Source organism: Paraburkholderia panacisoli (genome assembly GCF_008369935.1).
In the GTDB taxonomy this organism is placed as follows: domain Bacteria; phylum Pseudomonadota; class Gammaproteobacteria; order Burkholderiales; family Burkholderiaceae; genus Paraburkholderia; species Paraburkholderia panacisoli.
In genome coordinates, this window is sequence record NZ_VTUZ01000001.1 from 479,162 (window position 1) to 501,936 (window position 22,775).

General features: G+C 62.1%; 18 protein-coding genes and 1 pseudogene. 16 read left to right on the top strand and 3 right to left on the bottom strand.

Going from position 1 to position 22,775, the window contains the following annotated elements:
• Nucleotides 1–101 precede the first annotated feature (101 nt).
• The 4 genes from lpxA (at nucleotide 102) to FVF58_RS02185 (ending at nucleotide 3,680) form a co-directional block, all read left to right on the top strand.
• A complete protein-coding gene (gene lpxA / locus FVF58_RS02170) occupies nucleotides 102–890 on the top strand; it encodes an acyl-ACP--UDP-N-acetylglucosamine O-acyltransferase (protein ID WP_149668287.1) in 789 nt (262 codons plus the stop codon).
• A gap of 3 nt (nucleotides 891–893) precedes the next feature.
• Nucleotides 894–2,063 carry a lipid-A-disaccharide synthase gene (gene lpxB / locus FVF58_RS02175; RefSeq protein WP_149668288.1) on the top strand — a complete coding sequence of 390 codons (1,170 nt, stop codon included), beginning with the start codon at nucleotides 894–896 and terminating at the stop codon, nucleotides 2,061–2,063.
• On the top strand, nucleotides 2,060–2,821 hold the full coding sequence (rnhB, locus tag FVF58_RS02180; RefSeq protein WP_149668289.1) for a ribonuclease HII: 762 nt from the start codon (nucleotides 2,060–2,062) through the stop codon (nucleotides 2,819–2,821). The genes lpxB and rnhB overlap by 4 nt, the downstream gene beginning before the upstream one ends.
• A gap of 73 nt (nucleotides 2,822–2,894) precedes the next feature.
• Entirely contained in the window at nucleotides 2,895–3,680 is a 786-nt protein-coding gene (locus FVF58_RS02185; RefSeq protein ID WP_149668290.1) for a TrmH family RNA methyltransferase, read from the top strand.
• Nucleotides 3,681–3,804: 124 nt separating this feature from the next.
• Here FVF58_RS02185 and ppsR read toward each other — a convergent pair whose 3' ends face one another.
• Nucleotides 3,805–4,620 (bottom strand): posphoenolpyruvate synthetase regulatory kinase/phosphorylase PpsR, encoded by an 816-nt coding sequence (gene ppsR, locus FVF58_RS02190; RefSeq protein WP_149668291.1) that lies wholly within the window; start codon nucleotides 4,618–4,620, stop codon nucleotides 3,805–3,807.
• Between the two features lie 537 nt (nucleotides 4,621–5,157).
• Here ppsR and ppsA point away from each other — a divergent pair.
• From ppsA to FVF58_RS02205, 3 genes are all read left to right on the top strand, one after another.
• Nucleotides 5,158–7,563 (top strand): phosphoenolpyruvate synthase, encoded by a 2,406-nt coding sequence (gene ppsA / locus FVF58_RS02195; RefSeq protein WP_149668292.1) that lies wholly within the window; start codon nucleotides 5,158–5,160, stop codon nucleotides 7,561–7,563.
• 157 nt (nucleotides 7,564–7,720) lie between these two features.
• Complete coding sequence (locus FVF58_RS02200) at nucleotides 7,721–8,176, top strand: NfeD family protein (protein WP_149668293.1); 456 nt, start codon at nucleotides 7,721–7,723, stop codon at nucleotides 8,174–8,176.
• Nucleotides 8,177–8,272: 96 nt separating this feature from the next.
• The gene (locus FVF58_RS02205) at nucleotides 8,273–9,205 is read left to right on the top strand and encodes an SPFH domain-containing protein (RefSeq protein WP_149668294.1); all 933 of its coding nucleotides are present in this window, start codon (nucleotides 8,273–8,275) and stop codon (nucleotides 9,203–9,205) included.
• 141 nt (nucleotides 9,206–9,346) lie between these two features.
• Here the strand turns inward: FVF58_RS02205 and smpB are convergent, their stop codons facing one another.
• On the bottom strand, nucleotides 9,347–9,793 hold the full coding sequence (gene smpB, locus FVF58_RS02210) for an SsrA-binding protein SmpB (RefSeq protein ID WP_149668295.1): 447 nt from the start codon (nucleotides 9,791–9,793) through the stop codon (nucleotides 9,347–9,349).
• A gap of 100 nt (nucleotides 9,794–9,893) precedes the next feature.
• On the opposite strand from smpB, the gene FVF58_RS02215 reads away from it, so the two are divergent.
• On the top strand, nucleotides 9,894–10,331 hold the full coding sequence (locus FVF58_RS02215; RefSeq protein WP_128592344.1) for a type II toxin-antitoxin system RatA family toxin: 438 nt from the start codon (nucleotides 9,894–9,896) through the stop codon (nucleotides 10,329–10,331).
• Nucleotides 10,328–10,660 (top strand): RnfH family protein, encoded by a 333-nt coding sequence (locus FVF58_RS02220; protein WP_149668296.1) that lies wholly within the window; start codon nucleotides 10,328–10,330, stop codon nucleotides 10,658–10,660. The genes FVF58_RS02215 and FVF58_RS02220 overlap by 4 nt, the downstream gene beginning before the upstream one ends.
• Before the next feature lie 246 nt (nucleotides 10,661–10,906).
• Here the strand turns inward: FVF58_RS02220 and FVF58_RS02225 are convergent, their stop codons facing one another.
• On the bottom strand, nucleotides 10,907–11,884 hold the full coding sequence (locus tag FVF58_RS02225) for a DMT family transporter (RefSeq protein WP_149668356.1): 978 nt from the start codon (nucleotides 11,882–11,884) through the stop codon (nucleotides 10,907–10,909).
• A 391-nt stretch (nucleotides 11,885–12,275) separates the two neighbouring features.
• Here FVF58_RS02225 and guaB point away from each other — a divergent pair, with 391 nt between their 5' ends.
• From guaB to FVF58_RS02270, 7 genes and pseudogenes are all read left to right on the top strand, one after another.
• Nucleotides 12,276–13,736 (top strand): IMP dehydrogenase, encoded by a 1,461-nt coding sequence (gene guaB, locus FVF58_RS02230; protein ID WP_149668297.1) that lies wholly within the window; start codon nucleotides 12,276–12,278, stop codon nucleotides 13,734–13,736.
• 6 nt (nucleotides 13,737–13,742) lie between these two features.
• The gene (locus FVF58_RS02235) at nucleotides 13,743–14,489 is read left to right on the top strand and encodes a hypothetical protein (RefSeq protein WP_149668298.1); all 747 of its coding nucleotides are present in this window, start codon (nucleotides 13,743–13,745) and stop codon (nucleotides 14,487–14,489) included.
• A 215-nt stretch (nucleotides 14,490–14,704) separates the two neighbouring features.
• A complete protein-coding gene (gene guaA, locus FVF58_RS02240; RefSeq protein WP_149668299.1) occupies nucleotides 14,705–16,288 on the top strand; it encodes a glutamine-hydrolyzing GMP synthase in 1,584 nt (527 codons plus the stop codon).
• A 411-nt stretch (nucleotides 16,289–16,699) separates the two neighbouring features.
• Nucleotides 16,700–17,511, top strand: a protein-coding gene (locus FVF58_RS02245) for an IS5 family transposase (RefSeq protein ID WP_188130683.1) whose coding sequence is annotated in 2 segments (ribosomal slippage) — nucleotides 16,700–17,048 and nucleotides 17,048–17,511 — 813 coding nt in all. Because the reading frame shifts where the segments join, the coding sequence is not laid out codon by codon here.
• Nucleotides 17,512–18,923: 1,412 nt separating this feature from the next.
• Entirely contained in the window at nucleotides 18,924–20,375 is a 1,452-nt protein-coding gene (locus tag FVF58_RS02255) for an NAD-dependent succinate-semialdehyde dehydrogenase (protein WP_149668301.1), read from the top strand.
• A gap of 843 nt (nucleotides 20,376–21,218) precedes the next feature.
• Entirely contained in the window at nucleotides 21,219–21,437 is a 219-nt protein-coding gene (locus tag FVF58_RS02265; protein ID WP_149668302.1) for an acyl-CoA dehydrogenase family protein, read from the top strand.
• A gap of 219 nt (nucleotides 21,438–21,656) precedes the next feature.
• Nucleotides 21,657–22,764, top strand: a pseudogene (locus FVF58_RS02270) (2-isopropylmalate synthase); the annotation flags it as partial.
• Nucleotides 22,765–22,775: the final 11 nt, after the last annotated feature.

Sequence of the window (22,775 nt, forward strand, 5' to 3'; positions counted from 1 at the left end):
CAAGGCGGCCGGCATCCGGGCGGTCAGCGGCTCGACACGAGCGCGGCCGGCCTTGGCCGGAGCCCATCCACACAACGCAACAGAATCAGAAGCGAGGACGCATGAGCAGGATTCATCCCACTGCGATCGTCGAACCGGGTGCACAGCTCGACGAATCCGTTGAAATCGGACCATACGCGGTGATCGGCGCACACGTGACGATCGGCGCGCGCACCGCGGTCGGTTCGCACAGCGTGGTCGAAGGCCACACCACGCTTGGCGAAGACAACCGCATCGGCCACTACGCATCGGTCGGCGGCCGTCCGCAGGACATGAAGTACAAAGACGAGCCGACCCGGCTCGTGATCGGCAACCGCAACACGATCCGCGAATTCACCACGATCCACACCGGCACGGTGCAGGACGCGGGCGTCACCACGCTCGGCGACGACAACTGGATCATGGCGTACGTGCACATCGGGCATGACTGCCACGTCGGCAACAACGTGATTCTGTCGAGCAATGCGCAGATGGCAGGTCACGTGACGATCGGCGACCACGCGATCATCGGCGGCATGTCGGGCGTGCATCAGTTCGTGCGCATCGGCGCGCATTCGATGCTGGGCGGCGCGTCGGCGCTGGTGCAGGACGTCCCGCCGTTCGTGATTGCCGCCGGCAACAAGGCCGAACCGCACGGCATCAACGTCGAAGGCTTGCGCCGCCGCGGCTTCTCGCCGGATGCGATTTCGGCGCTGCGCGCAGCCTATCGCGTGCTGTACAAGAACGGCCTGTCGCTGGAAGAAGCGAAGGTGCAGCTGCGCGAACTCGCGTCGGCCGGCGGCGACGGCGATGCGCCGGTGCGCACGCTGCTCGCGTTCGTCGAAGCGTCGCAACGCGGCATCATCCGCTAACCGATGGCATTGCAACCCAGTCCGCTGCGCGTCGCGATGGTGGCCGGCGAGCCGTCCGGCGACCTGCTGGCGGCGTCGCTGCTCGACGGTCTCGCGAGCCGTTTGCCGGACGCCACCCAGTACTACGGGATCGGCGGCCCGCGCATGATCGCCACGGGTTTCGACGCCCACTGGCCGATGGAAAAGCTGACGGTGCGCGGCTATGTCGAAGCGCTGCGGCACATCCCCGGGATTCTCGGTATTCGCAACGAGCTGAAGCGCCAGCTGCTGGCCGAGCCGCCGTCAGTGTTCGTCGGCGTGGATGCGCCCGATTTCAACTTCGGGCTCGAGCACGCACTGCGCGACGCAGGTATTCCGACCATTCACTTCGTCTGTCCGTCCATCTGGGCGTGGCGCGGCGGACGCATCAAGAAGATCGCCAAAGCGGTCGATCACATGCTGTGCGTGTTCCCGTTCGAAACGGCGCTGCTGGAAAAGGCGGGCGTCGCGGCATCGTACGTGGGGCATCCGCTCGCCGACGAAATTCCGCTCGTGCCTGACACGCTCGGCGCGCGCCGTGCGCTCGGCCTCGCGGAACAGGGCCCGATCATCGCGGTGCTGCCGGGCAGCCGGCGCTCGGAAATCAACCTGATCGGTCCGACTTTTTTCGCCGCGATGGAAATGATGCAGCACCAGGAGCCCGCTCTGCGTTTCGTGATGCCGGCGGCCACGCCGGCCTTGCGCGAGATGCTGCGGCCGCTGGTCGACGCGCACCCGGGCCTCGCGCTGACCATCACGAACGGCCAGTCGCAGCTCGCGATGACCGCCGCCGACGCGATCCTCGTGAAGAGCGGCACCGTGACGCTCGAAGCCGCGCTGCTGAAAAAGCCGATGGTCATTTCGTACAAGGTGCCCTGGCTGACCGGCCAGATCATGCGCCGCCAGGGCTATCTGCCGTATGTCGGCCTGCCGAATATTCTGGCCGGGCGTTTCGTGGTGCCGGAGATCCTGCAGCACTTCGCCACGCCGCAGGCGCTCGCCGAAGCTACGCTGAAACAGTTGCGCGACGAGGGCAACCGGCGCACGCTGACGGAAATCTTCACGGAGATGCATCACGTGCTGAAGCAGAACACCGCGCAGCGTGCGGCGGAAGTCGTGGCGAGCGTCATCGAAAAGCGGACGGCGCGGCCGTGACCACGGCACGCGGGCCTCGCCGCAAGACCGCGGCCGTCGCTGGGTCGGCCATGCGGCAGGTCGGCCTGAACTTCGAGACGGCGGACGACATCGTCTGCGGCGTCGACGAAGCAGGGCGCGGGCCGCTGGCGGGGCCGGTCGTCGCGGCAGCGGTGATTTTCGACCCGGCCAAGCCGATGATTCGCGGGCTCGACGATTCGAAGGTGCTCACCGCAAAAAAGCGCGATGAGCTGTACGACAAGATCGTCGACCGGGCGCTCGCGTACTGCATCGCGTCGGCCACGGTCGAGGAGATCGATTCGCTGAACATCCTGCACGCCACGATGCTGGCAATGAAACGCGCGGTCGAAGGCCTGTCGGTCGTGCCCACGCTCGTGAAGATAGACGGCAATCGCTGTCCGACGCTGAGCATCCGCAGCGAAGCGGTGATCGGCGGCGACGCGCTCGTCAAGAGCATTTCAGCGGCGTCGATCCTGGCCAAAGTCACGCGTGACCGGATGCTGCTGGAGTTGCATCAGAGCTATCCGGTGTACGGCTTCAATGCACATGCCGGCTACGGCACACCGCAGCATCTCGCGGCGCTGCGCGAGCATGGACCTTGTGAGCATCATCGGCGCTCGTTCGCGCCGGTGCGCGAAGCGCATCTGCGCTTCGGCACGGGCGTGCCGTTGCCGGGCGCTGACCTGATTGTCATGCCCGGCACGCTCGCAGACGGGGTCGCCGACGACGACGCCTTCGGCGAATACAGCGGCACCTGAACATCACCCGAGCGCCGCGAGCTTTCTCACGCATCGCTCGTTCTTTTCCTCATTCTCACCGTCTTCGCTGCCTGTGAAAGCCATCACCTCGCGGGACAATCCGCTCTACAAGCGCCTGAAGGCATTGGCCGGCTCGACGCATCAACAGCGTCGCAGCGGCCACGCGCTGCTCGAAGGGTTTCATCTCGCCAGCGCGTATCTCGACGTCGCGGGTCAGCCGGAAATGTGCATCGTCACCGACGGCGCATTGCAGCACGACGAAGCGCAAGCGATCGTGTCGCGCATCGAAGATCATCGCATCGTGACGTTGCCGGACGCGCTGTTTGGCCAGCTGTCGAACGTCGTGCATGGGGTCGGCATTCTGTTGCTGGTCGAAAAGCTCGACACGCCATTGCCTGCGAGCGTCGCGCAGACCTGCCTCGTGCTCGACGGTGTGCAGGATGCGGGCAATGTCGGCTCGATCCTGCGCAGCGCGGCTGCCGCCGGCATTGCGCAGGTGTTCTGCGCGCCGGGCACGGCGTACGCCTGGTCGTCGAAGGTGTTGCGCTCGGGCATGGGCGCGCACTTCCTGTTGCAGATTCATGAGGATGTCGAAGCATTCACGCTGATCGAGCGCCTCGAGGTGCCGGTCGTCATTACGGATTCGCACGGCGCCGAGGCGATCTACGATTGCGATCTGAGCGGACCGCTCGCGTGGGTGTTCGGCAATGAAGGGGCGGGCGTCTCGCAAATCTGGCGCGACGCGGTCTCGCTGCGGGTGACGATTCCGCAGCCTGGCGGCATGGAGTCGCTGAACGTGGCGGCCGCGGCAGCCGTCTGCGTGTTCGAACAGTGCCGTCAGCAACGCGGGCCCGCGTGACGGTTGTGAGCGTGGCGCGCACTGGGCGCCACGAATCGCTACTCGGGGCCGCTCGTTTCAAAAAGCCATCATGCTTTGCAACTCTGCCGGCGCGGCCCCGCGCTGATCTCCGTTTAGGCCGCGCTCAATACGCGGGCCGGTCCAGCTTGATCTCCTGCAGAATCGTCGTCGCGATCTCCTCGATCGACTTGTGCGTCGACGACAACCACTTGATCCCTTCACGCCGCATCATGGTCTCGGCTTCGTTGATCTCGTAGCGGCAGTTTTCCGGCGCCGCGTACTTACTGCCCGGACGGCGCTCGTTGCGGATCTCCGACAAACGCTGCGGATCGATCGACAAGCCGAACATCTTCGGCCGATGCGCAAGCAGCGGCGTGGGCAGCTTGCCGCGCTCGAAGTCTTCCGGAATCAGCGGATAGTTGGCCGCTTTCACGCCGTACTGCATCGCCAGATACAGGCTCGTCGGCGTCTTGCCGCTGCGCGACACGCCGACCAGAATCACGTCGGCATCGGCGAGATTGCGGTTCGATTGACCGTCGTCGTGAGCCAGCGAGAAATTGATCGCCTCGATCCGGTTCTTGTACTCCTCGGTGTCCGCGTTCTGGTGGCCGCGGCCCATCGCGTGGCTCGATTTCAGCTCCAGTTCCTGTTCGAGCGGCTCGACGAAGGTCTGGAACATGTCCAGCACCAGCGCGTTCGACCCTTTCACGATCTGATTCGACGCGCTGTCCACCAGCGTGGTGAACACGATCGGACGGCGGCCGTCCTGCTGGATCGCTTCGTTGATTTTTTCGAGCGTGGCGTAGGCCTTTTCCGTCGAGTCGACGAAGGGCACGCGAACCAGGCGGAATTTCTGGTCGAACTGGGAGAGGATCGAATGCGCGAAGGTTTCGGCAGTGATCCCGGTACCGTCGGAGACGATGAATACGGTGGGCGGCATCAGTGGAGCTGGGAACGTGAGCGGCAAAATGCGCTCGAATCAAACATCGCTGCGGTGAGTTCGCTGCCCGGTGGCTAACCGGTGAGGGCAGTGTCGTCGATGCAGCGCGCCGTGGGCACCGCAACCGCGCCCGGATGACGGCGGAGCCTCGTAAAAAGCCCGTCGGTCGGTGCCGGGCGCGATTCGAGGCGCAATTCTCGTCCGACTGCCACATTTCAGGAGTCGGCACGGTAGAATAGCGGCAACCTGTTGGATAAGCAATTGCAGGCGATTGGCGTCTAACTTACCGTGAACGGTCGTTCAACGCGACGCGTTCGGTCGGTAACTAGCGGTGAATGGAATGGATCGGCCGGTAAAGTCGGCCATTCGCTTCCTTCGGCGCACTTCTGGCGCGAAACGCCGCAGTGGCCGCCGCTGCCTTTACAGCGATTGCTTCTCCAACAGGTTGTGCAAGACACGAGCTCACGCTTCCAATGGGCGTCCCGTGTTCAAGCCCACTTGCACAGCCGTGAATTTCTTTCACACTTAGGGGCTTGTATGACTAACGCAGTTACCGTCGCAAAGGACAAGGCGTATGTAGTTCCGTTCGAGCAGTTGCGAATGACCGATGTGGAGATTGTCGGCGGCAAGAACGCGTCGCTTGGCGAGATGATCAGTCAGCTCGCTGAAGCCGGCGTGCGGGTGCCGACCGGTTTCGCCACCACGGCGCTGGCTTTCCGCGACTTCCTGCATCACAACAATCTGACTGATCGCATCGCCAAACGTCTCGAAACGCTCGACATCGACGACGTGAAGGCGCTCGCCGAAGCGGGCAAGGAAATCCGTCAATGGATCGTCGACGCGCCGCTGCAGCCGCAGCTCGAGGCCGACATCCGCGCGGGTTTCGACACGCTCCAGAACAGCTCGCCTGAAGAGCTGTCGTTTGCCGTGCGCTCGTCGGCAACGGCGGAAGACTTGCCGGACGCGTCGTTCGCGGGTCAACAGGAAAGCTACCTGAACGTGGTCGGCATCGACGACGTGCTCGATCGCATGAAGCACGTGTTCGCGTCGCTGTATAACGACCGCGCTATCTCCTATCGCGTCCACAAGGGCTTCACTCACGCTGAAGTCGCGTTGTCGGCGGGCGTGCAGCGCATGGTGCGCTCGGACGTCGGCGCGGCAGGCGTGATGTTCACGCTGGACACCGAATCGGGCTTCAAGGACGCCGTCTTCATCACGTCGAGCTACGGCCTGGGCGAAACCGTCGTGCAAGGCGCGGTGAATCCGGACGAGTTCTACGTCTTCAAGACCACGCTCGCCCAGGGCAAGTACCCGATCATCCGTCGCTCGATCGGCTCGAAGCTGATCAAGATGGAATTCACCAAGGCCGGCGAGCAAGGCCGCGTGAAAACCGTCGACGTGTCGCACGAGCAGCGCAACCGCTTCTCGATCACCGACGAAGATGTGATCGAACTGGCGAAGTACGCGGTCATCATCGAAAAGCACTACCAGCGTCCGATGGACATCGAGTGGGGCAAGGACGGCCGCGACGGCAAGATCTTCATTCTGCAGGCGCGTCCGGAAACGGTGAAGAGCCAGGCGTCGGGCAAAGCCGAGCAGCGTTTCAAGCTGAAGGGTCAGTCGAACGTGCTGACCACGGGCCGCGCAATCGGTCAGAAGATCGGCGCGGGTCCGGTGCGCGTGATCCACGATCCGTCGGAAATGGACCGTGTGCAGCCGGGTGACGTGCTGGTCGCCGACATGACCGACCCGAACTGGGAGCCGGTGATGAAGCGCGCGTCGGCGATCGTCACGAACCGTGGCGGGCGCACCTGCCACGCGGCGATCATTGCGCGTGAGCTGGGCGTGCCGGCGGTGGTCGGCTGCGGCGACGCAACCGACGTGCTGAAGGACGGCGCGCTCGTGACCGTGTCGTGCGCGGAAGGCGACGAAGGCCGGATCTACGACGGCCTGCTCGAAACCGAGATCACCGAAGTGCAGCGCGGCGAACTGCCGCCGATTCCGGTGAAGATCATGATGAACGTCGGCAACCCGCAACTGGCCTTCGACTTCTCGCAACTGCCGAACGCAGGCGTGGGTCTGGCGCGGCTCGAATTCATCATCAACAACAACATCGGCGTTCACCCGAAGGCGATTCTCGAATACCCGAACGTCGATCAGGACCTGAAGAAGGCAGTTGAAAGCGTCGCTCGCGGTCACGCATCGCCGCGCGCGTTCTACGTCGACAAGCTGACCGAAGGTATCGCGACGATCGCTGCGGCGTTCTATCCGAAGCCCGTGATCGTGCGTTTGTCGGACTTCAAGTCGAACGAGTACAAGAAGCTGATCGGCGGTTCGCGTTACGAGCCGGACGAAGAAAACCCGATGCTGGGTTTCCGTGGTGCATCGCGCTACATCGCCGAAGACTTCGCCGAAGCGTTCCAGATGGAATGCATCGCGCTGAAAAAGGTGCGTGAAGAGATGGGCCTCGACAATGTCGAGATCATGGTGCCGTTCGTGCGTACGCTGAAGCAGGCGGAGCGCGTGGTCGGGCTGCTGGAGAAGTTCGGCCTGAAGCGCGGCGAAAAGGGTCTGCGCCTGATCATGATGTGCGAAGTGCCGTCGAACGCGATTCTCGCCGAAGAATTCCTGCAATTCTTCGACGGTTTCTCGATCGGTTCGAACGACCTGACGCAGCTTACGCTCGGCCTCGACCGCGACTCCGGCATGGAACTGCTGGCTGTCGATTTCGACGAGCGCGATCCGGCGGTCAAGTTCATGCTCAAGCGCGCGATCGAAACCTGCCTGCGCCTGAACAAGTACGTCGGTATCTGCGGCCAGGGCCCGTCGGATCATCCGGACTTCGCGCAATGGCTGACAGACGAAGGCATTGCGTCGATCTCGCTGAACCCGGACACGATCATCGACACATGGCAGCAACTGGCGAAGTCGGCGAACAGGTAAAGTGTGCGGCGTGCCGCTTCCGAGGCGGCATGCACGACGTGAGGCACGGTACGTCAAACGCGTGTTGAGGCGCACCGTATCGCCCCGCTAAAACGCACTCGCTTCGTGCTATAAACACCCCGGTAGATCCGGGGTGTTTTGCTTTGTGGAGGTCGACGTGGCGCCAGGTGGATTGTTCTGGTGGATCGGGGCGGGCGTGCTGGTCGTGCTGGAGTTGATCAGCGGCACCTTCTATCTGTTGATGATCGCGCTGGGCTGCGTGGCCGCCGCGCTTGCGCACGTGGCCGGCGCCGCTGCCGACGTGCAGTTCGCGGTGGCCGCGGTCGTGGCGCTAGCGGCGGTCGTGCTGCTCAGGCGTTCGCGCTTTGGGCGCCGCAAGCGCGAGCGGGCGTCGCGCAATCCGGACGTCAATCTGGACATTGGTCAGACGCTGACCGTGCCGGCATGGCACGAGCGCCGGGCGCGCGTCAGTTACCGTGGCGCGGCATGGGATGTCGAACTGGCTGCGGGCGAGCCCGAAGACGCACACCTCTACGAGATTGCGGAGCTGCGCGGCAGTTGTCTCGTCGTCGTGGCGAGCCGGCAGCCGAAAGCCAACGCGAGCGCGGCCTGAGCGTACGCGCGCTGGTGTCCGCGTTTGCGCTCGCATTTGATCCGCGTTTTAGTCAATCCGCACAACTATTCGAATCACAAAGACCGGAGGGCAAGTATGGATTCAACCATCGTCGGGGCAATGCTGCTGATCGTCGTGATCGTGCTGGCGTCGCAGACCATCAAGATCGTGCCGCAGCAGCATGCTTGGGTGCTGGAGCGCCTCGGCCGCTATCACAGCACGCTGACGCCGGGCTTGAGCTTCGCGTTTCCGTTCGTCGACCGGATCGCGTACAAGCACATCCTCAAGGAAATTCCGCTCGAAGTGCCGAGCCAGGTCTGCATCACGCGCGACAACACGCAGTTGCAGGTGGACGGCGTGCTGTACTTCCAGGTCACCGATCCGATGAAGGCGTCTTATGGGTCGAGCAACTTCGTGTTTGCGATCACGCAGTTGTCGCAGACCACGCTGCGCTCGGTGATCGGCAAGCTGGAACTCGACAAGACCTTCGAGGAGCGCGATTTCATCAATCACAGCATCGTATCGTCGCTCGACGAAGCGGCGGCGAACTGGGGCGTGAAGGTGCTGCGTTACGAGATCAAGGACCTGACGCCGCCGAAGGAGATCCTGCATGCCATGCAGGCACAGATCACCGCCGAGCGCGAGAAGCGCGCGCTGATCGCCGCGTCCGAAGGTCGCAAGCAGGAGCAGATCAATATCGCGTCGGGTGGCCGCGAAGCGGCGATCCAGAAGTCCGAAGGCGAGCGGCAGGCGGCGATCAATCAGGCACAGGGGCAGGCGTCGGCGATTCTCGCGGTGGCCGAAGCCAACTCGCAGGCCATCCAGAAGATCGCGGCGGCCATCCAGTCGAACGGCGGCATGGAGGCGGTGAATCTGAAGGTGGCCGAACAATACGTGAACGCGTTCGGCAATCTGGCGAAGCAGGGCACCACGCTGATCGTGCCGGGCAACCTGGCGGATATGAGCTCGATGATCGCATCGGCGCTGACGATCGTGAGCAAGGGCAAGGGCGCGGCCGACGCGCGGTAGGCGCTGCAGCAGGGGCATTCACCTGCACAAAAACAGATGGCCCGCAGAAGGGTGTGCGGGCCATTTTTGATTGCGCGCTGGCGGGCGCGGCGGCGATGGGTGATACGTGCCGGGGCAGGCGCCTCGCTGCTCAGGTGTCGCTCAGGTCGGCGAGCGCATCAAACGCGCTTTCTCGCGGTCCCAATCGCGCTTCTTCTCGGTCTCGCGTTTGTCATGCAACTTCTTGCCCTTGGCAAGGCCGATCTCGCATTTGACGCGGCCTCCCTTGTAGTGGAAGTTCAGCGGCACGAGCGTGTAGCCGCGCTGCTCGACCTTGCCGATCAGTTTGCTGATCTCTTCGGCATGCAGCAGCAGCTTGCGCGTGCGCACCGGGTCCGGGTGGATATGGGTCGAAGCTTCGGGCAGCGGGCTGATGTGCGTGCCGATCAGGAACAGTTCGTTATTGCGGATCACCACATAACCTTCCTTGATCTGGCCGCGCCCGGCGCGCAGCGCCTTGACCTCCCATCCTTCGAGCACGAGCCCCGCTTCGTAGCGTTCTTCGACCGAGTAGTCGTAGAAGGCTTTTCTGTTGTCGATAATGCTCATGAATGGAAAGTGCCCAACTCGTTTAAAATCACGATTTTAGCAAAGCGGGGCAAGGAAAGCCCGCGGCGCTTGTCCACCCTTGCCACGTGCTGTTCAATTTATGGCGGATGTCCAGAAAACCGTGTTGATCCGCCATTCGGCGGAACAGATGTTCGACCTCGTCACCGACGTCGCCGATTACCCCAACTTCCTGCCTTGGTGCGGGGGAGTCGAAATTCGTCACCGGGACGATACCAGCATGGAGGCGAAGATCGACATCAACTTCAAGGGCATCAAGCAGCATTTCGCCACGCGCAACAGCATGGAGCGTCCGACGCGCATCGACATGGAATTCGCGGACGGCCCGTTTCGCAAGTTCACCGGCTTCTGGCGCTTCACGCCGTTGCGCGCGGATGCCTGCAAGATCGAATTCGCGCTGCACTATGAATTCACCAACATCATCCTCGAAAAGATCATTGGGCCGGTGTTCAATCACATCGCCAATACGTTCGTCGAATCTTTCGTGAAGCGCGCCGATCAGCGCTACGGTAAGGCATGAGCGCGCGCCTGTCGATCGAAGTCTGCTACGCGGCGCCTGAAGGGCAGACGCTGATCGCCGTGGAGTTGCCCGAGGGCGCCACGCTGCAACAGGCGCTCGACGCGAGCGGCATCCTGCAGCGCTATCCGCAGATCGATCTCGCCGCGCAGAAGGTGGGGGTGTTCGGCAAGCTCAAGCCGCTCGACGCGGTGCTGGCCGACCACGACCGCGTCGAGATTTACCGGCCGCTGCTGGTGGACCCGAAGCTGTCGCGTCAACGCCGGGTGGAGAAGACCCGCAAAGCGGGGTCGATAGAAGGGCGCCGGTGGCAGAATCGGGATTCGCGGTAGGCGGGGGCGCGGTAGCGAGGATTGGGGCTAAATGGGCGCCTTGCGGGGCGCCTCGTTTGCGCAAACCGCTCTGAACCGGGGCGCTGGACGCGTTGCATCAGTGATGGTCGAACGTGGCATGAAGGAGCGATGCGAACGCCACGCTGGCCGCACGTCGCGTCATCCCGCCAATATGCCGAAAACCGTGCGTTGCCGGTCACGGAGCGCGACGATAGCGCAACGTCGCGCGCCTTCCCGCAGTCCATCTCAAGGCGCCGAAGCCTGCGCCTTTTCCTTGATAGGCCCAACTTCCGCCGAATCATCGTCCGCATGCTGGCGCACCGACCAGCACACGCCGGCCACCAGCAGCAGGATCGCCGCCAGCTCCAGCGGACGCGGCATGCGCTGGTCGTAGATGAACGCGTAGAGCAGCGCGAAGAGCGTTTCGAACACGATCATCTGGCCGGACAGCGTCAGCGGCAGCCGTTTCGATGCGGCATTCCACAGTCCGTTGCCGAGCCACGACGCACCGATCGCGAGGCCCAGGTTCAGCATCCAGAACGTGTGCCAGCGCGTGTCGGCAAGCTCGCCTTGCGGACCGCCCGACGGCAGCACCGCGATCACAAGCCACAGCGCCGCGCCGAGCGCACCCGTCACCACGCCCCACAGCACGGACCACTCGTTGCCGCTGAAATGCGTCTGACGCTGCAGGTAGCGCGCGTTTTCGACGGCGAACCACGTCCAGCAGCCCAGCGCGCCGACCGCGCAGGCGACCCCGAGCAGCTTGGTGGCGACGCTCACCGGCGTGCTGCCGGCCACGGTGAACACGTCGATATTGATGCAGACGATGCCCGCCATCACCACCGTGAGCGGCCATGCGAGGCGGGCGAGCGGCACTGCGCCATGATCGCGCCGGCCGAGCAGCGTCACCGTGACCGGCAGCACGCCGACGATCAGCGACGCCGGCGCAATGCCAATCAGATGGACGGACGCCGTCAGCAGCAGGTAGTAGATGAGGTTGCCGGCCAGCGCCAGCTTGACGAGCGCGCCGAGATCCTCGCGCGTCAGGCGTTTGACGAGCGAGCGCGCCATCGGCAGCGCGGCGGCCAGCGAGACGATGCCGTACATCGTATAGCGGCCGGCGCTCAGCAGCAGCGGCGAAAAGTCGGGCAGCACGCGCGGCACCAGAAACACCATGCCCCATAAGGCCCCGGCCATCACTCCATATGCCACACCGCGCTGCATCGACTGCCCCTGCAAATAACTCGAATGGGCCGGAGAATAGCCGGTCGGTGGGCTGCGCGTCTTGTTCGATTCTGCATTCGAGCGGATTTTGAGCGGTTTCGTCCGTGCTGCTCCGCGTTTTCCGTCGCGCCGCAGGCCCATGGCGACGCCCGCGCGACGCGGCAGCCGCTCCATCTGTCAGCCTGAAAGGCGAACGCAGGGGCGCTGCCACCGCGCGGGTTGCCCCTGATCGCGCAAACGAAACCCGATCGAACCCGAGGCGAACAGCCAAGCGAAATCGGCAGGCCGGAAGTCGCGAGAAAATCGCCCGAAATTCGCTAAGCTGCTGTTCGCGCAGTGAAAACCGGGGAGGTATCGCGTATAATTCGCTTTTGCGCCTATAGGATTTGCCATGCGTCTGATCCAAACAGCACTCACGTTCGATGACGTGCTCCTCGTCCCGGCCTTCTCCGATGTTCTGCCGCGCGACACCAGCCTCAAGACCCGGCTGACCCGCAACATCTCCCTGAATATGCCGCTCGTGTCCGCCGCGATGGACACCGTCACCGAAGCACGCCTCGCGATCGCGATGGCGCAAATGGGTGGCGTGGGCATCATCCACAAGAACCTCACGCCGGCCGAGCAGGCGCGTGAAGTCGCCAAAGTCAAGCGTTTCGAGTCGGGCGTCGTGCGCGATCCGATCACTATTCCGCCGCAGATGAAAGTGCGCGACGTGATCGCGTTGTCGCAGCAGCATGGCATTTCGGGCTTCCCGGTCGTCGAAGGCGCGCAGCTGATCGGTATCGTCACGAACCGCGACCTGCGTTTCGAAGAGCGTCTCGATGAGCCGGTGCGCACGATCATGACGCCGCGCGAGCGCCTCGTCACCGTCAAGGAAGGCACGCCGCTCGCCGAAGCGAAGGCGCTGATGCACAGTCACCGCCTGGAGCGCGTGCTGGTCATCAACGACGCGTTCGAACTGCGCGGCCTGATGACCGTCAAGGACATCACCAAACAAACTGAACACCCGGACGCCTGTAAAGACGAACACGGCAAGCTGCGCGCGGGCGCCGCGGTCGGCGTCGGCGAGGACAACGTAGAACGCGTGGAACTGCTGGTGCAGGCGGGCGTCGACGTGATCGTCGTCGATACCGCGCACGGCCACAGCAAGGGCGTGCTCGAACGCGTCAAGTGGGTCAAGCAGAACTTCCCGCACGTCGAAGTGATCGGCGGCAACATCGCCACCGCGGCGGCCGCGAAGGCGCTCGTCGAGTACGGCGCGGACGGCGTGAAGGTCGGTATCGGCCCGGGCTCGATCTGCACCACGCGGATCGTCGCCGGCGTGGGCGTGCCGCAAGTCACCGCGATCTCCAACGTGTCCGAAGCGCTCAAGGGTACCGGCGTGCCGGTGATCGCCGACGGCGGCGTGCGCTTCTCGGGCGACGTCAGCAAGGCGCTGGCAGCGGGCGCGAACGCTGTGATGATGGGCAGCATGTTCGCCGGCACCGAAGAAGCACCGGGCGACGTGTTCCTGTATCAGGGCCGTCAGTACAAGTCGTACCGCGGCATGGGTTCGGTCGGTGCGATGAAGGACGGCGCGGCAGACCGCTACTTCCAGGACAACTCCGCGAACATCGACAAGCTGGTGCCGGAAGGTATCGAAGGCCGCGTCGCCTACAAGGGCTCGGTCAATGCGATCCTGTTCCAGCTGATCGGTGGCGTGCGCGCCAGCATGGGTTACTGCGGCTGCCGCACGATCTCCGAGATGAACGACAAGGCCGAATTCGTGCAGATCACCGGCGCGGGCCTGCGCGAGTCGCATGTGCATGATGTGCAAATCACCAAGGAAGCGCCCAACTACCACGTGGACTAAACGCCAATGAAGCCACTGCTGCGCGTTGTACTCATCCTCGATGCCTTGTTGTTGCTTGCGTTCGGCCTGTTGTTCCTGCTGACGCCCTGGACTTCGTTGTACGACGCGCTGCAGTTGGTGCAGACCCAGCCGGCTCTGGTCGGGCAGGGGTTTGGCGTGGCGCTGATCGGGCTCGCGTGGCTGGCCTTGCACGCGTCGTTCGACGGGGCGCTGACGTCGACGGTTGCCAAGGTCGTCGGTCACGTGAACTGGCTGACCGGCGTGCTGATGCTGGTCTGGCTGCTCGGTCTGCATACGCCGTCGCTGACTGGTTTCGGGCAGATCGTCGCGGTGCTGGCCGGCGTGGCGTTGGTGCTGATCGGTCTCGGCGGGGTGCGTTTGGCCGGCGCGGTGCGGCGGCGCGAGAAGGGGATCGTGGTCAAGTCCTCTGCCAGCCGGGCTGAAAAGCAGGCTGGCAAAGAAGCCGCCAGGCGGCGCGAGGCTGAGCGTGAAACCGCGCAGGAGCCGCGCGTCACAGCGGGCTTTCCGGTCTATCGCGCCGAGCCGGTGGTCGAACCCGTCGTGCCGGCTACCCGGCCTGTCAATCCTGCTGGACCGGTTAGCCCCGTGAGCCCCGCATCGGCGGCGTCGAGTTATCCGGTGCATCCGGTGGTCGACGAAGCCGGCCTGACGGAGTCCGAACGCGCTGCCCGGGCAGCGCGCAACGCCGCCGCCGACGCGCCAGGCGCGCCCCGGCCTCCGGCTCATGGCTGAGGCGCTGCGCGCCACGCCGTCCGCCGAAGCTACCGGAGTTCGTTCGCGCTTTCGTTCGCGCGCATCGCAGGCAGGTAGCTGCGGCGCGGGATGCGCCAGTACGCTTCATCGTGATGTTGCATGTCCGATCGTTCCCACGTGGACCGCTTTGAATTCAACGCCGCGCTTTGTGCGCGGCATTCCGTATCCGCTCACTTTTGACTCCGTCCGCTGCCATGCATGACAAGATCCTGATCCTCGACTTCGGTTCGCAAGTCACCCAACTGATTGCACGTCGCGTTCGCGAAGCCAACGTGTATTCGGAAATTCATCCATACGACGTCGATGCGTCGTTCATTCGCGACTTCGCGCCGAAGGGCGTGATCCTCTCCGGCGGACCGAGCTCGGTCACCGAAACGGATACGCCGCGCGTGCCGCAAGCGGTGTTCGAACTCGGCGTGCCGGTGCTCGGCATCTGCTACGGCATGCAGGCCATGGCCGAACAACTGGGCGGCAAGGTGGACATCGGCCATCTGCGCGAATTCGGTTATGCCGAAGTGCGCGCGCGCAACCATACGAGCCTGCTCGAAGGCATCAGCGATTTCACCACGCCCGAAGGCCACGGCATGCTGAAGGTGTGGATGAGCCATGGCGACAAGGTGCTGGAAATGCCGCCGGGTTTCGCGCTGATGGCCTCGACGGAGTCGTGCCCGATCGCGGCGATGGCCGACGAAAAGCGTCACTTCTACGGTCTGCAATGGCACCCGGAAGTCACCCACACGGTGCAGGGCCGCGCGATGCTCGAGCGCTTCGTGCTGAAGATTTGCAGCGCGCAGCCCGACTGGGAAATGGGCAACTATATCGACGAAGCCGTCGCGAAGATTCGCGAGCAGGTGGGTAACGAGCACGTGATTCTGGGGCTGTCGGGCGGCGTGGATTCGTCGGTGGCGGCGGCGCTGCTGCATCGCGCGATCGGCGATCAGCTGACCTGCGTGTTCGTCGATCACGGTCTGCTGCGCCTGAACGAAGCCGAGCAGGTGATGGCAACCTTCGCCGACCACCTCGGCGTGAAGGTGATTCACGTCGACGCGAGTGACGTGTTCCTGAGCAAGCTGGCCGGCGTGACCGATCCTGAAGCGAAGCGCAAGATCATCGGCGCGGAATTCGTCGAAGTGTTCCAGACGGAAGCCGGCAAGCTGACCGACGCGAAGTGGCTGGCGCAAGGCACGATCTATCCGGACGTGATCGAATCGGCCGGCAAGGGCAAGAAGGCCGCGCAGACCATCAAGAGCCACCACAACGTGGGTGGCCTGCCCGAGACGCTGAATCTGAAGCTGCTCGAACCGCTGCGCGAACTGTTCAAGGACGAAGTGCGCGAACTCGGCGTGAAGCTCGGTTTGCCGCCGGCAATGGTGTATCGCCATCCGTTCCCCGGCCCGGGTCTGGGTGTGCGGATTCTTGGCGAAGTGAAGCGCGATTTCGCGGACCTGCTGCGCCGCGCGGACGCGATTTTCATCGAGACGCTGCGTACTTTCATCGACAAGGAAACCGGCAAATCGTGGTACGACCTGACGAGCCAGGCGTTCGCGGTGTTCCTGCCGGTGAAGAGCGTCGGCGTGATGGGTGACGGCCGGACCTACGAATACGTCGTCGCGCTGCGAGCGGTGCAGACGCTGGATTTCATGACCGCGCATTGGGCGCATCTGCCGCATGATTTGCTGGGGCATGTGTCGAACCGGATCATCAACGAAGTGCGCGGGATCAACCGGGTCGTGTACGACATTTCGGGCAAGCCGCCGGCGACGATCGAGTGGGAGTGACGGGGACTATCGGAGACTATCGGCTGCTATCGGGGACGATCGGGAAAGCCAGCGAACGCCGCGCCCAGCGGGGCGTTTGCTCGTTTTTGGGATTCGCCATCTATCGGCTGCAGCCGCCAATTTTTGACGGTATTTCAAATAGCGCATTCGTTAGGAGATTCTCATACCGTCAGATGCTCGAGCGTGCCCGACGGTATTTTTTTCGCTGAAATCCTTGCCGGGCGGGCGCTGCACGGTTCTGTTGACGGTATCAAGTTTGACGGTATACGCAAAGGCAAAAGTAGCGCTTACACCCGTGCTGACCGAGACGAAGCTCTGGAACCTTAAGAGCTCTTAACAAAATGAACGAAGGGGCTGTTTACTCTCGATGAATCCTGTTAACCTTTTCATTGTTTCGACGACGAAAAGGACATGGCTAAACCCATACTCGACGACGAACTTTGGGCACTCATCGAACCGTTGCTGCCCCCTCCCAAACCAAGGCGAAGCCGTTATCCGGGGCGCAAGCCGCTCGATGATCGTGCGCTGCTCACGGGCATCCTGTTCATCCTGCAGACGGGCCTGCGCTGGGACCTGCTGCCGCGCGAGATGGGCTGCGGCAGCGGCATGAGTTGCTGGCGCCGTCTGCGGGACTGGCAGGCGGCCGGCGTCTGGGACCGACTGCATGAAGTTCTGCTCGCAAAGCTGCGCGCGGCTGACCAGATTGACTGGTCCCGTGTCGCCGTCGACTCCTCCTCGATCCGCGCAGTGGGTGCAGGTCAAAAACGGGACCGAATCCCACGGACCGCGCGCGACCCGGTTCAAAACACCATCTCATCACCGAAGCGCAGGGCATCCCGCTCGCGGTAATCCTCACTGGCGCCAATCGTAACGATGTTACCCAGCTTCACCCACTGGTTGGCGCCATCCCGCCCATTGCTGGCAAGCGCGGCCGGCCTCTTTCGAAGCCCCGCGTTGTTCAGGGCGACCGGGGCTACGATCATGACAAATACCGCCGTCCACTACACGAAGCCGGCATCGTGACTGAAATCGCCCGACGCGGCGAGCCACACGGCAGCGGACTGGGCAAAACACGCTGGGTTGTCGAGCGCATCATTTCATGGCTCCACAACTTTCGACGACTGCGCATCCGCTTCGAACGTCTCGCATTCATCCATGAAGCCTTCATGAAAATCGCCTGCTGCATCATCTGCTGGCGAAAATTGCAGAACTCATTTTGTTAACGCTTGTAAGTCCAGGACAGGCTGTATAAGGTCTTTGACCGAGACGGCCTTTACGCTGCTGTCAATTCGGGCGGAGTCGTCACGTTCAGGCTTGACTACCATGGCCCGACTGATACAGCAGATTGCCGGCAGTCCGGAAGCGCACTGAATGTTCGGAGGGTGGAATCGCGCTCTGCAATGTTAGGCCGAGCGCGGCAAGACGGGCTTCAGGATGCATGGAGTGCTCGCACGAAAACAGAGGGATCAACATTGCCGCCGGAGAGAAGAAGCACAACGGTCTTCCCTTCGAAGTCGACCTTGCGCCGAAGCACCGCAGCCAGGGGCATCGCCGGCAGGTTCCAGGACAAGCTTCAGGCAGCGATAGGCCATTGCCATCGCGTTGAACACTTCCTCATTGGCCATTCGATTCGAACACCTTTGATAGCGAGACGTTCTCGATCGAAAACATCAATGTCGAGCCTTACGCGCGCTCGATCAAGAAATGGAGGATTGCGAAGTAGATTTGTTGACTGGGTCCTGGTTTTCGTATCGTGTCGTCCAAACAGTGGGCGTTCGTGCGTCGCGCGTGAAAGCTCTGCTGTTGGTGTCTACGGGGAATTCATGATCTGAGTGGGTTCCGGCTGCGGTTTCAGCCGGTGGATGCACCCGTTCGAACGAATACGCTTTCTGGTGTATTGCTGGAGAGCGCTGATGACGCTACGCGAACGGGGAAATCAGGGCGGTGGCCTACGAAGCTGCCGTGTGGGGATAAGGGCTTGGATCAAACCGGATGCTGTCGGTTGTGGTTGGCCGGTTCAAACGCTCAGAAGAGGCTGGAAGAGTTCTGCTACGCAATCGGAAACCCCCGTACGCCTTCACCACGCTTGTCAGGAAGAGCACTAGCGGATTCCGGGTGTCCTAGAAGATAACGTTATAAGTAGAAGAAAACTTATCACAATAGAATGATTGAAATTCACATTTCCCGAATAAAGTCCATTCGCTCGCGCAACTAATTTTGTTAGTATCGCCCCTCTTGTCATACCGTACCTGACGTCCCCGGATATGCGCCAGAGAGAGTCTTGAGGCTTGTGGGCCGTGAGCTCCACCCCGGATATGAGACTGATTGTAGGAGCACGGGATGTGCGATCAGGCTGGCCCGCGAAAGACTAGGGTCAATCCGATTCTGGAGGAGCAATCCACGACCTAGGCAGATTTCGATACTATACGTTGGGTGTGCGCGCTCGTTGGCGGCGCCTGCCTCGACGCGGACGACTTCGTGCCGATCGTCACATCGATTTCGAAATGCGTAGCACCGCAGCGGGTGGACGGCGACGCGATGTATCCAGGCTGCTGATCCATCAGTACGCCCCGGCTTGTCGCCCGTCGAATTGCCGGGGCACCATCAAGGTCAACAAGCAGCGTGGGGATGACTCATGAAACTCCAGTGTTCAGCTTTATTCCAGCAATCAGCCTACGTCGCTGGCTCGTGGGTTGATGACACGGACCTTTCCAGGATTCCAGTCACGAATCCGGCAACAGGGGAAGTGCTAGGCTCCGTACCGCAAGTCACCGAGGAACACCTGCAAGTGGCTATTTCATCCAGTGCGGCCGCGTTTCAGGAGTGGCGTGACTGGAGCAGCCGTGAACGCGCCTCCGTGCTGAAGGAGTGGGCGTCACTGGTCCTGGCTCATCGCGAGGACCTGGCAATGATCCTGTGTCTGGAACAGGGCAAGCCCCTGCACGAAGCCCGCGCGGAGATTTCACAAGCCGCGAACTACCTTGAGTGGTTTGGCGAAGAAGCGCGCCGAATCTACGGTGACAACATTCCTGCGCCGCGTCGCAATCAGCGTATCCGGGTGCTGCATCAGCCCATCGGAGTTTGCGGCGCGCTCACTTCCTGGACGTTCCCGTCGTCGATGGTAGCGAGACGATTGGGTGCGGCACTCGCTGCAGGCTGCAGCGTAGTACATCATCCTGACCCAAAGACGCCATTCTCGGCGCTTGCGCTGTGCCTGCTTGGCGAAAGCGCGGGTTTGCCCAGAGGTGTGCTATCGGTACTCACAGGTGCAGGCGATTCAATCGGGCTCGCGCTCGCGTCAAGCCCGGCCGTCAGAAAAGTCTCTTTTACCGGGACCGTTGAAGATGGCAAGCGTTTGATGGCCATGTGCGCTTCCACGGTCAAGAAAGTGTCGCTTGAGTTGGGGGCGAACTGTGCGTTCATTGTGTTTAACGACGCTGACGTCGATCTGGCTGTCAAAGGAGCACTAGATGCGCGTTTTAGACACTCAGGCCAGGCAGCCATGTGCGCGAATCGGTTCTTCGTACACGAAGATGTCTATGAAAGCTTCGTCTCTAAACTGGTGTCCAGAGTGGCTGCGTTGAAAGTGCGTGACGGCCTCTCCGAAGGTGCTCAGATCGGCCCACTCATTAACGATGACGCAGTGACACGCGCCGAGAATCTTGTGAACGACGCGGTGCAGTCGGGCGCTTTGATTTTGACTGGCGGGTCGCGTTTGTCTCCAGGATCTAACTTTTTCCGACCAACTGTCCTGACGAATGTTGAGCCAGAGATGAGCGTTTGCGGCGACGAAGTTTTGGCTCCGATTGCAAATGTGCTGCGTTTTACCGACGAGGCGCAAGTGATCGACCTGGCAAACAATACGCGGACCGGCCTTGCCGCCTATTTCTATACCTCGGATATTAGCCGCGCCTTCCGTGTGATGGAGGCTCTCGAGACCGGTGTTGTTGGCGTCAACGATAGCCTTGTGTTTAACGAGGTAGCACCGTTTGGTGGCATTAAGGAATCAGGCATGGGTCGCGAGGGAGCTCATTCCGGAGTCGAGGCATATCTCGAAGCGAAATACGTTTGCTTCGGAAATCTTTGAGCTACTTGTCAACGCGTGAGCCGGAGCGAGCGACTGAGGGAGTCTGTTCGTGCCGCTCGGCGAGGAGGCGGGTCGACGCGATGAGCGGGACCCAGTCTTCCAGGCCGATTGTTATCAACGTGAGCTTGCCCCGAGCATTGGAATCGCAGTATCGCCAGGCGGGGGGAAGCCGACGTTGCGTGAGACACGGATCACCGTGTCCGTGCGCCTCTCGCAATATTGCGTCCTTTTGGAGTCATTGGCCGCGAGGGGCGACGTCGAACCCTGCTGAGATTACAAACAGGACTCCGGCCAAAGGCCAGATATAGGCTGCCAGCGAGAAGCAAAGCAACCACGCATTCTGTGGTGGATACGCGTTGAACGCCCAGAAAAGGCCAGTCACTGGCAGCATCAGCAGACACAGTGCCGACCGACGAAAAAAGCGGCGGCCCTTGCTTTCTCGAGCGTTTCAGCTTGCATGCCGGTCTCCATTGGGAAAGGCACTTGTGCCTGGAGTGGCACGGCGCGTAGTTCCCGAAAATGTGGTGAAATCCCTGGCGCCCATCCGCTCGATGCTCGACTCTGCTACAGGGAACGTCTCCACGTGTCAACCCGATTCGTCGGCGGTCGAATACTGACCGCGAACAGCCTTTCCCGCCAGCGCGGATGGGTAATTTGCAGTCGATTTCGCGCTACAGTATGTTGACGATGCGCCCTGCAAGTGAACGTCAGCGAATACTCGAACGATGAGGGTCCGGTTCGGGCCAAGAGCAACTGTCGATGATTCTGGTACAGCCATTGCGCAGCGAGTGAAGCGAGCGATCGCTGATTGGATCGCGGCGGCGCTGTCGTGAATCGGCGTTCATGAAACCATCGCCGCATGCGTCAATGGCGAAACTGTACGCGATCGAAATCGCGAGGCAGATTTGCTCCGATGAGATCCAGATTCACGGAGGCTATGACTATCTGACTGATTTTGCGGTCGGCCGTTACGCGCGCGATGCGCGGGTGTGCAGATTGTGGTGGATCGTCGGGCCCGCGGCCGCACCGGTGGTCGGCTCACAGAAATCTGCCTTTGGCTAGTCAGTGAAGTTTGGCCGATGTACCCGAATTTGAGGCGTTTCGATCCACACCAGCTCGCGAGCAGGAATTCGAAGTAGCGGGTTGATCCCAGGTTCATCTGGAATATTGCTGGCTATAATCGCGAACGGTCGGGCGCTGTGATCCAGCGTTCCGGCAAGCAGGAAGGGCTACCCCCCATTCCCTGATCAACGCAGTGGCCGATCCCAACAGGAGACTGGCATGGCAGAAAAACTCATCATTTTCGATACCACCTTGCGGGACGGAGAGCAGTCGCCCGGTGCGTCGATGACAAGAGAAGAAAAACTCCGCATCGCGAGGCAACTCGAGCGTATGCGGGTCGACGTGATCGAAGCGGGCTTCGCAGCGAGCTCCGAGGGCGATTTCCAGGCGGTGCGCGCAATCGCAAGCGAAGTGAAAGATAGCACTATATGTTCTCTCGCACGCGCGAACGAGCGTGACATTTCACGTGCGGCTGAAGCTCTGCGGCCAGCCAGCCGTTTTCGTATCCATACCTTCCTTGCGACGTCGGCACTGCATATGGAGAAAAAGCTCCGTATGTCGCCCGACCAGGTGTACGAGCAGGCGCGTCGCGCAGTGCGTCAGGCGCGTAGTTTCACTGATGACGTCGAGTTCTCGCCAGAGGATGCTAGCCGCTCAGACATGGACTTTCTCTGCCGGGTGCTGGAAGGTGTCATTGCCGAAGGTGCGAGTACGATCAACGTACCCGATACGGTTGGTTACGCCATGCCAGACGGCTATGCAGCACTGATCCGCGAGCTTCGCGAGCGCATTCCAAATTCGGACCGGGCGGTTTTTTCGGTGCACTGCCATGATGATCTTGGCCTTGCTGTGGCGAACTCACTGGCTGCGGTCAAATCGGGTGGCGCAAGGCAGATCGAGTGTACGATCAACGGACTTGGCGAACGGGCAGGGAATACGGCGCTCGAGGAAGTCGTCATGGCAGTCAAGACCCGGCGAGATCACTTCGGCCTCGACGTGCGCGTCGATACGAGCCAGATTGTCGCGGCTTCACAGTTGGTCTCGGAGATTACCGGGTTTGCGGTGCAGCCCAACAAGGCGGTAGTTGGCGCTAACGCATTCGCTCATGCGTCCGGCATCCACCAGGACGGTGTGCTCAAAGCGCGCGATACTTACGAAATCATGCGGGCGGAAGACGTAGGCTGGAGCGCGAACAAGATCGTGCTCGGGAAGCTTTCTGGTCGAACTGCCTTCAAACAGCGACTGCGCGAACTGGGCGTCATGATGGACAGCGATGCGGAATTGAATGCAGCGTTCGCGCGCTTCAAGGCTCTCGCTGATCGGGAGGCCATCGTTTCC

What these genes read in the sequence shown, in the direction of transcription:
- lpxA (WP_149668287.1), top strand. Translation starts at nt 102, where the DNA reads ATGAGCAGGATTCATCCCACTGCGATCGTCGAACCGGGTGCACAGCTC.
- lpxB (WP_149668288.1), top strand. Translation starts at nt 894, where the DNA reads ATGGCATTGCAACCCAGTCCGCTGCGCGTCGCGATGGTGGCCGGCGAG.
- ppsR (WP_149668291.1), bottom strand. Translation starts at nt 4,620, where the DNA reads ATGCCGCCCACCGTATTCATCGTCTCCGACGGTACCGGGATCACTGCC.
- ppsA (WP_149668292.1), top strand. Translation starts at nt 5,158, where the DNA reads ATGACTAACGCAGTTACCGTCGCAAAGGACAAGGCGTATGTAGTTCCG.
- FVF58_RS02205 (WP_149668294.1), top strand. Translation starts at nt 8,273, where the DNA reads ATGGATTCAACCATCGTCGGGGCAATGCTGCTGATCGTCGTGATCGTG.
- smpB (WP_149668295.1), bottom strand. Translation starts at nt 9,793, where the DNA reads ATGAGCATTATCGACAACAGAAAAGCCTTCTACGACTACTCGGTCGAA.
- FVF58_RS02215 (WP_128592344.1), top strand. Translation starts at nt 9,894, where the DNA reads ATGGCGGATGTCCAGAAAACCGTGTTGATCCGCCATTCGGCGGAACAG.
- FVF58_RS02220 (WP_149668296.1), top strand. Translation starts at nt 10,328, where the DNA reads ATGAGCGCGCGCCTGTCGATCGAAGTCTGCTACGCGGCGCCTGAAGGG.
- FVF58_RS02225 (WP_149668356.1), bottom strand. Translation starts at nt 11,884, where the DNA reads ATGCAGCGCGGTGTGGCATATGGAGTGATGGCCGGGGCCTTATGGGGC.
- guaB (WP_149668297.1), top strand. Translation starts at nt 12,276, where the DNA reads ATGCGTCTGATCCAAACAGCACTCACGTTCGATGACGTGCTCCTCGTC.
- FVF58_RS02235 (WP_149668298.1), top strand. Translation starts at nt 13,743, where the DNA reads ATGAAGCCACTGCTGCGCGTTGTACTCATCCTCGATGCCTTGTTGTTG.
- guaA (WP_149668299.1), top strand. Translation starts at nt 14,705, where the DNA reads ATGCATGACAAGATCCTGATCCTCGACTTCGGTTCGCAAGTCACCCAA.
- FVF58_RS02255 (WP_149668301.1), top strand. Translation starts at nt 18,924, where the DNA reads ATGAAACTCCAGTGTTCAGCTTTATTCCAGCAATCAGCCTACGTCGCT.
- FVF58_RS02265 (WP_149668302.1), top strand. Translation starts at nt 21,219, where the DNA reads ATGAAACCATCGCCGCATGCGTCAATGGCGAAACTGTACGCGATCGAA.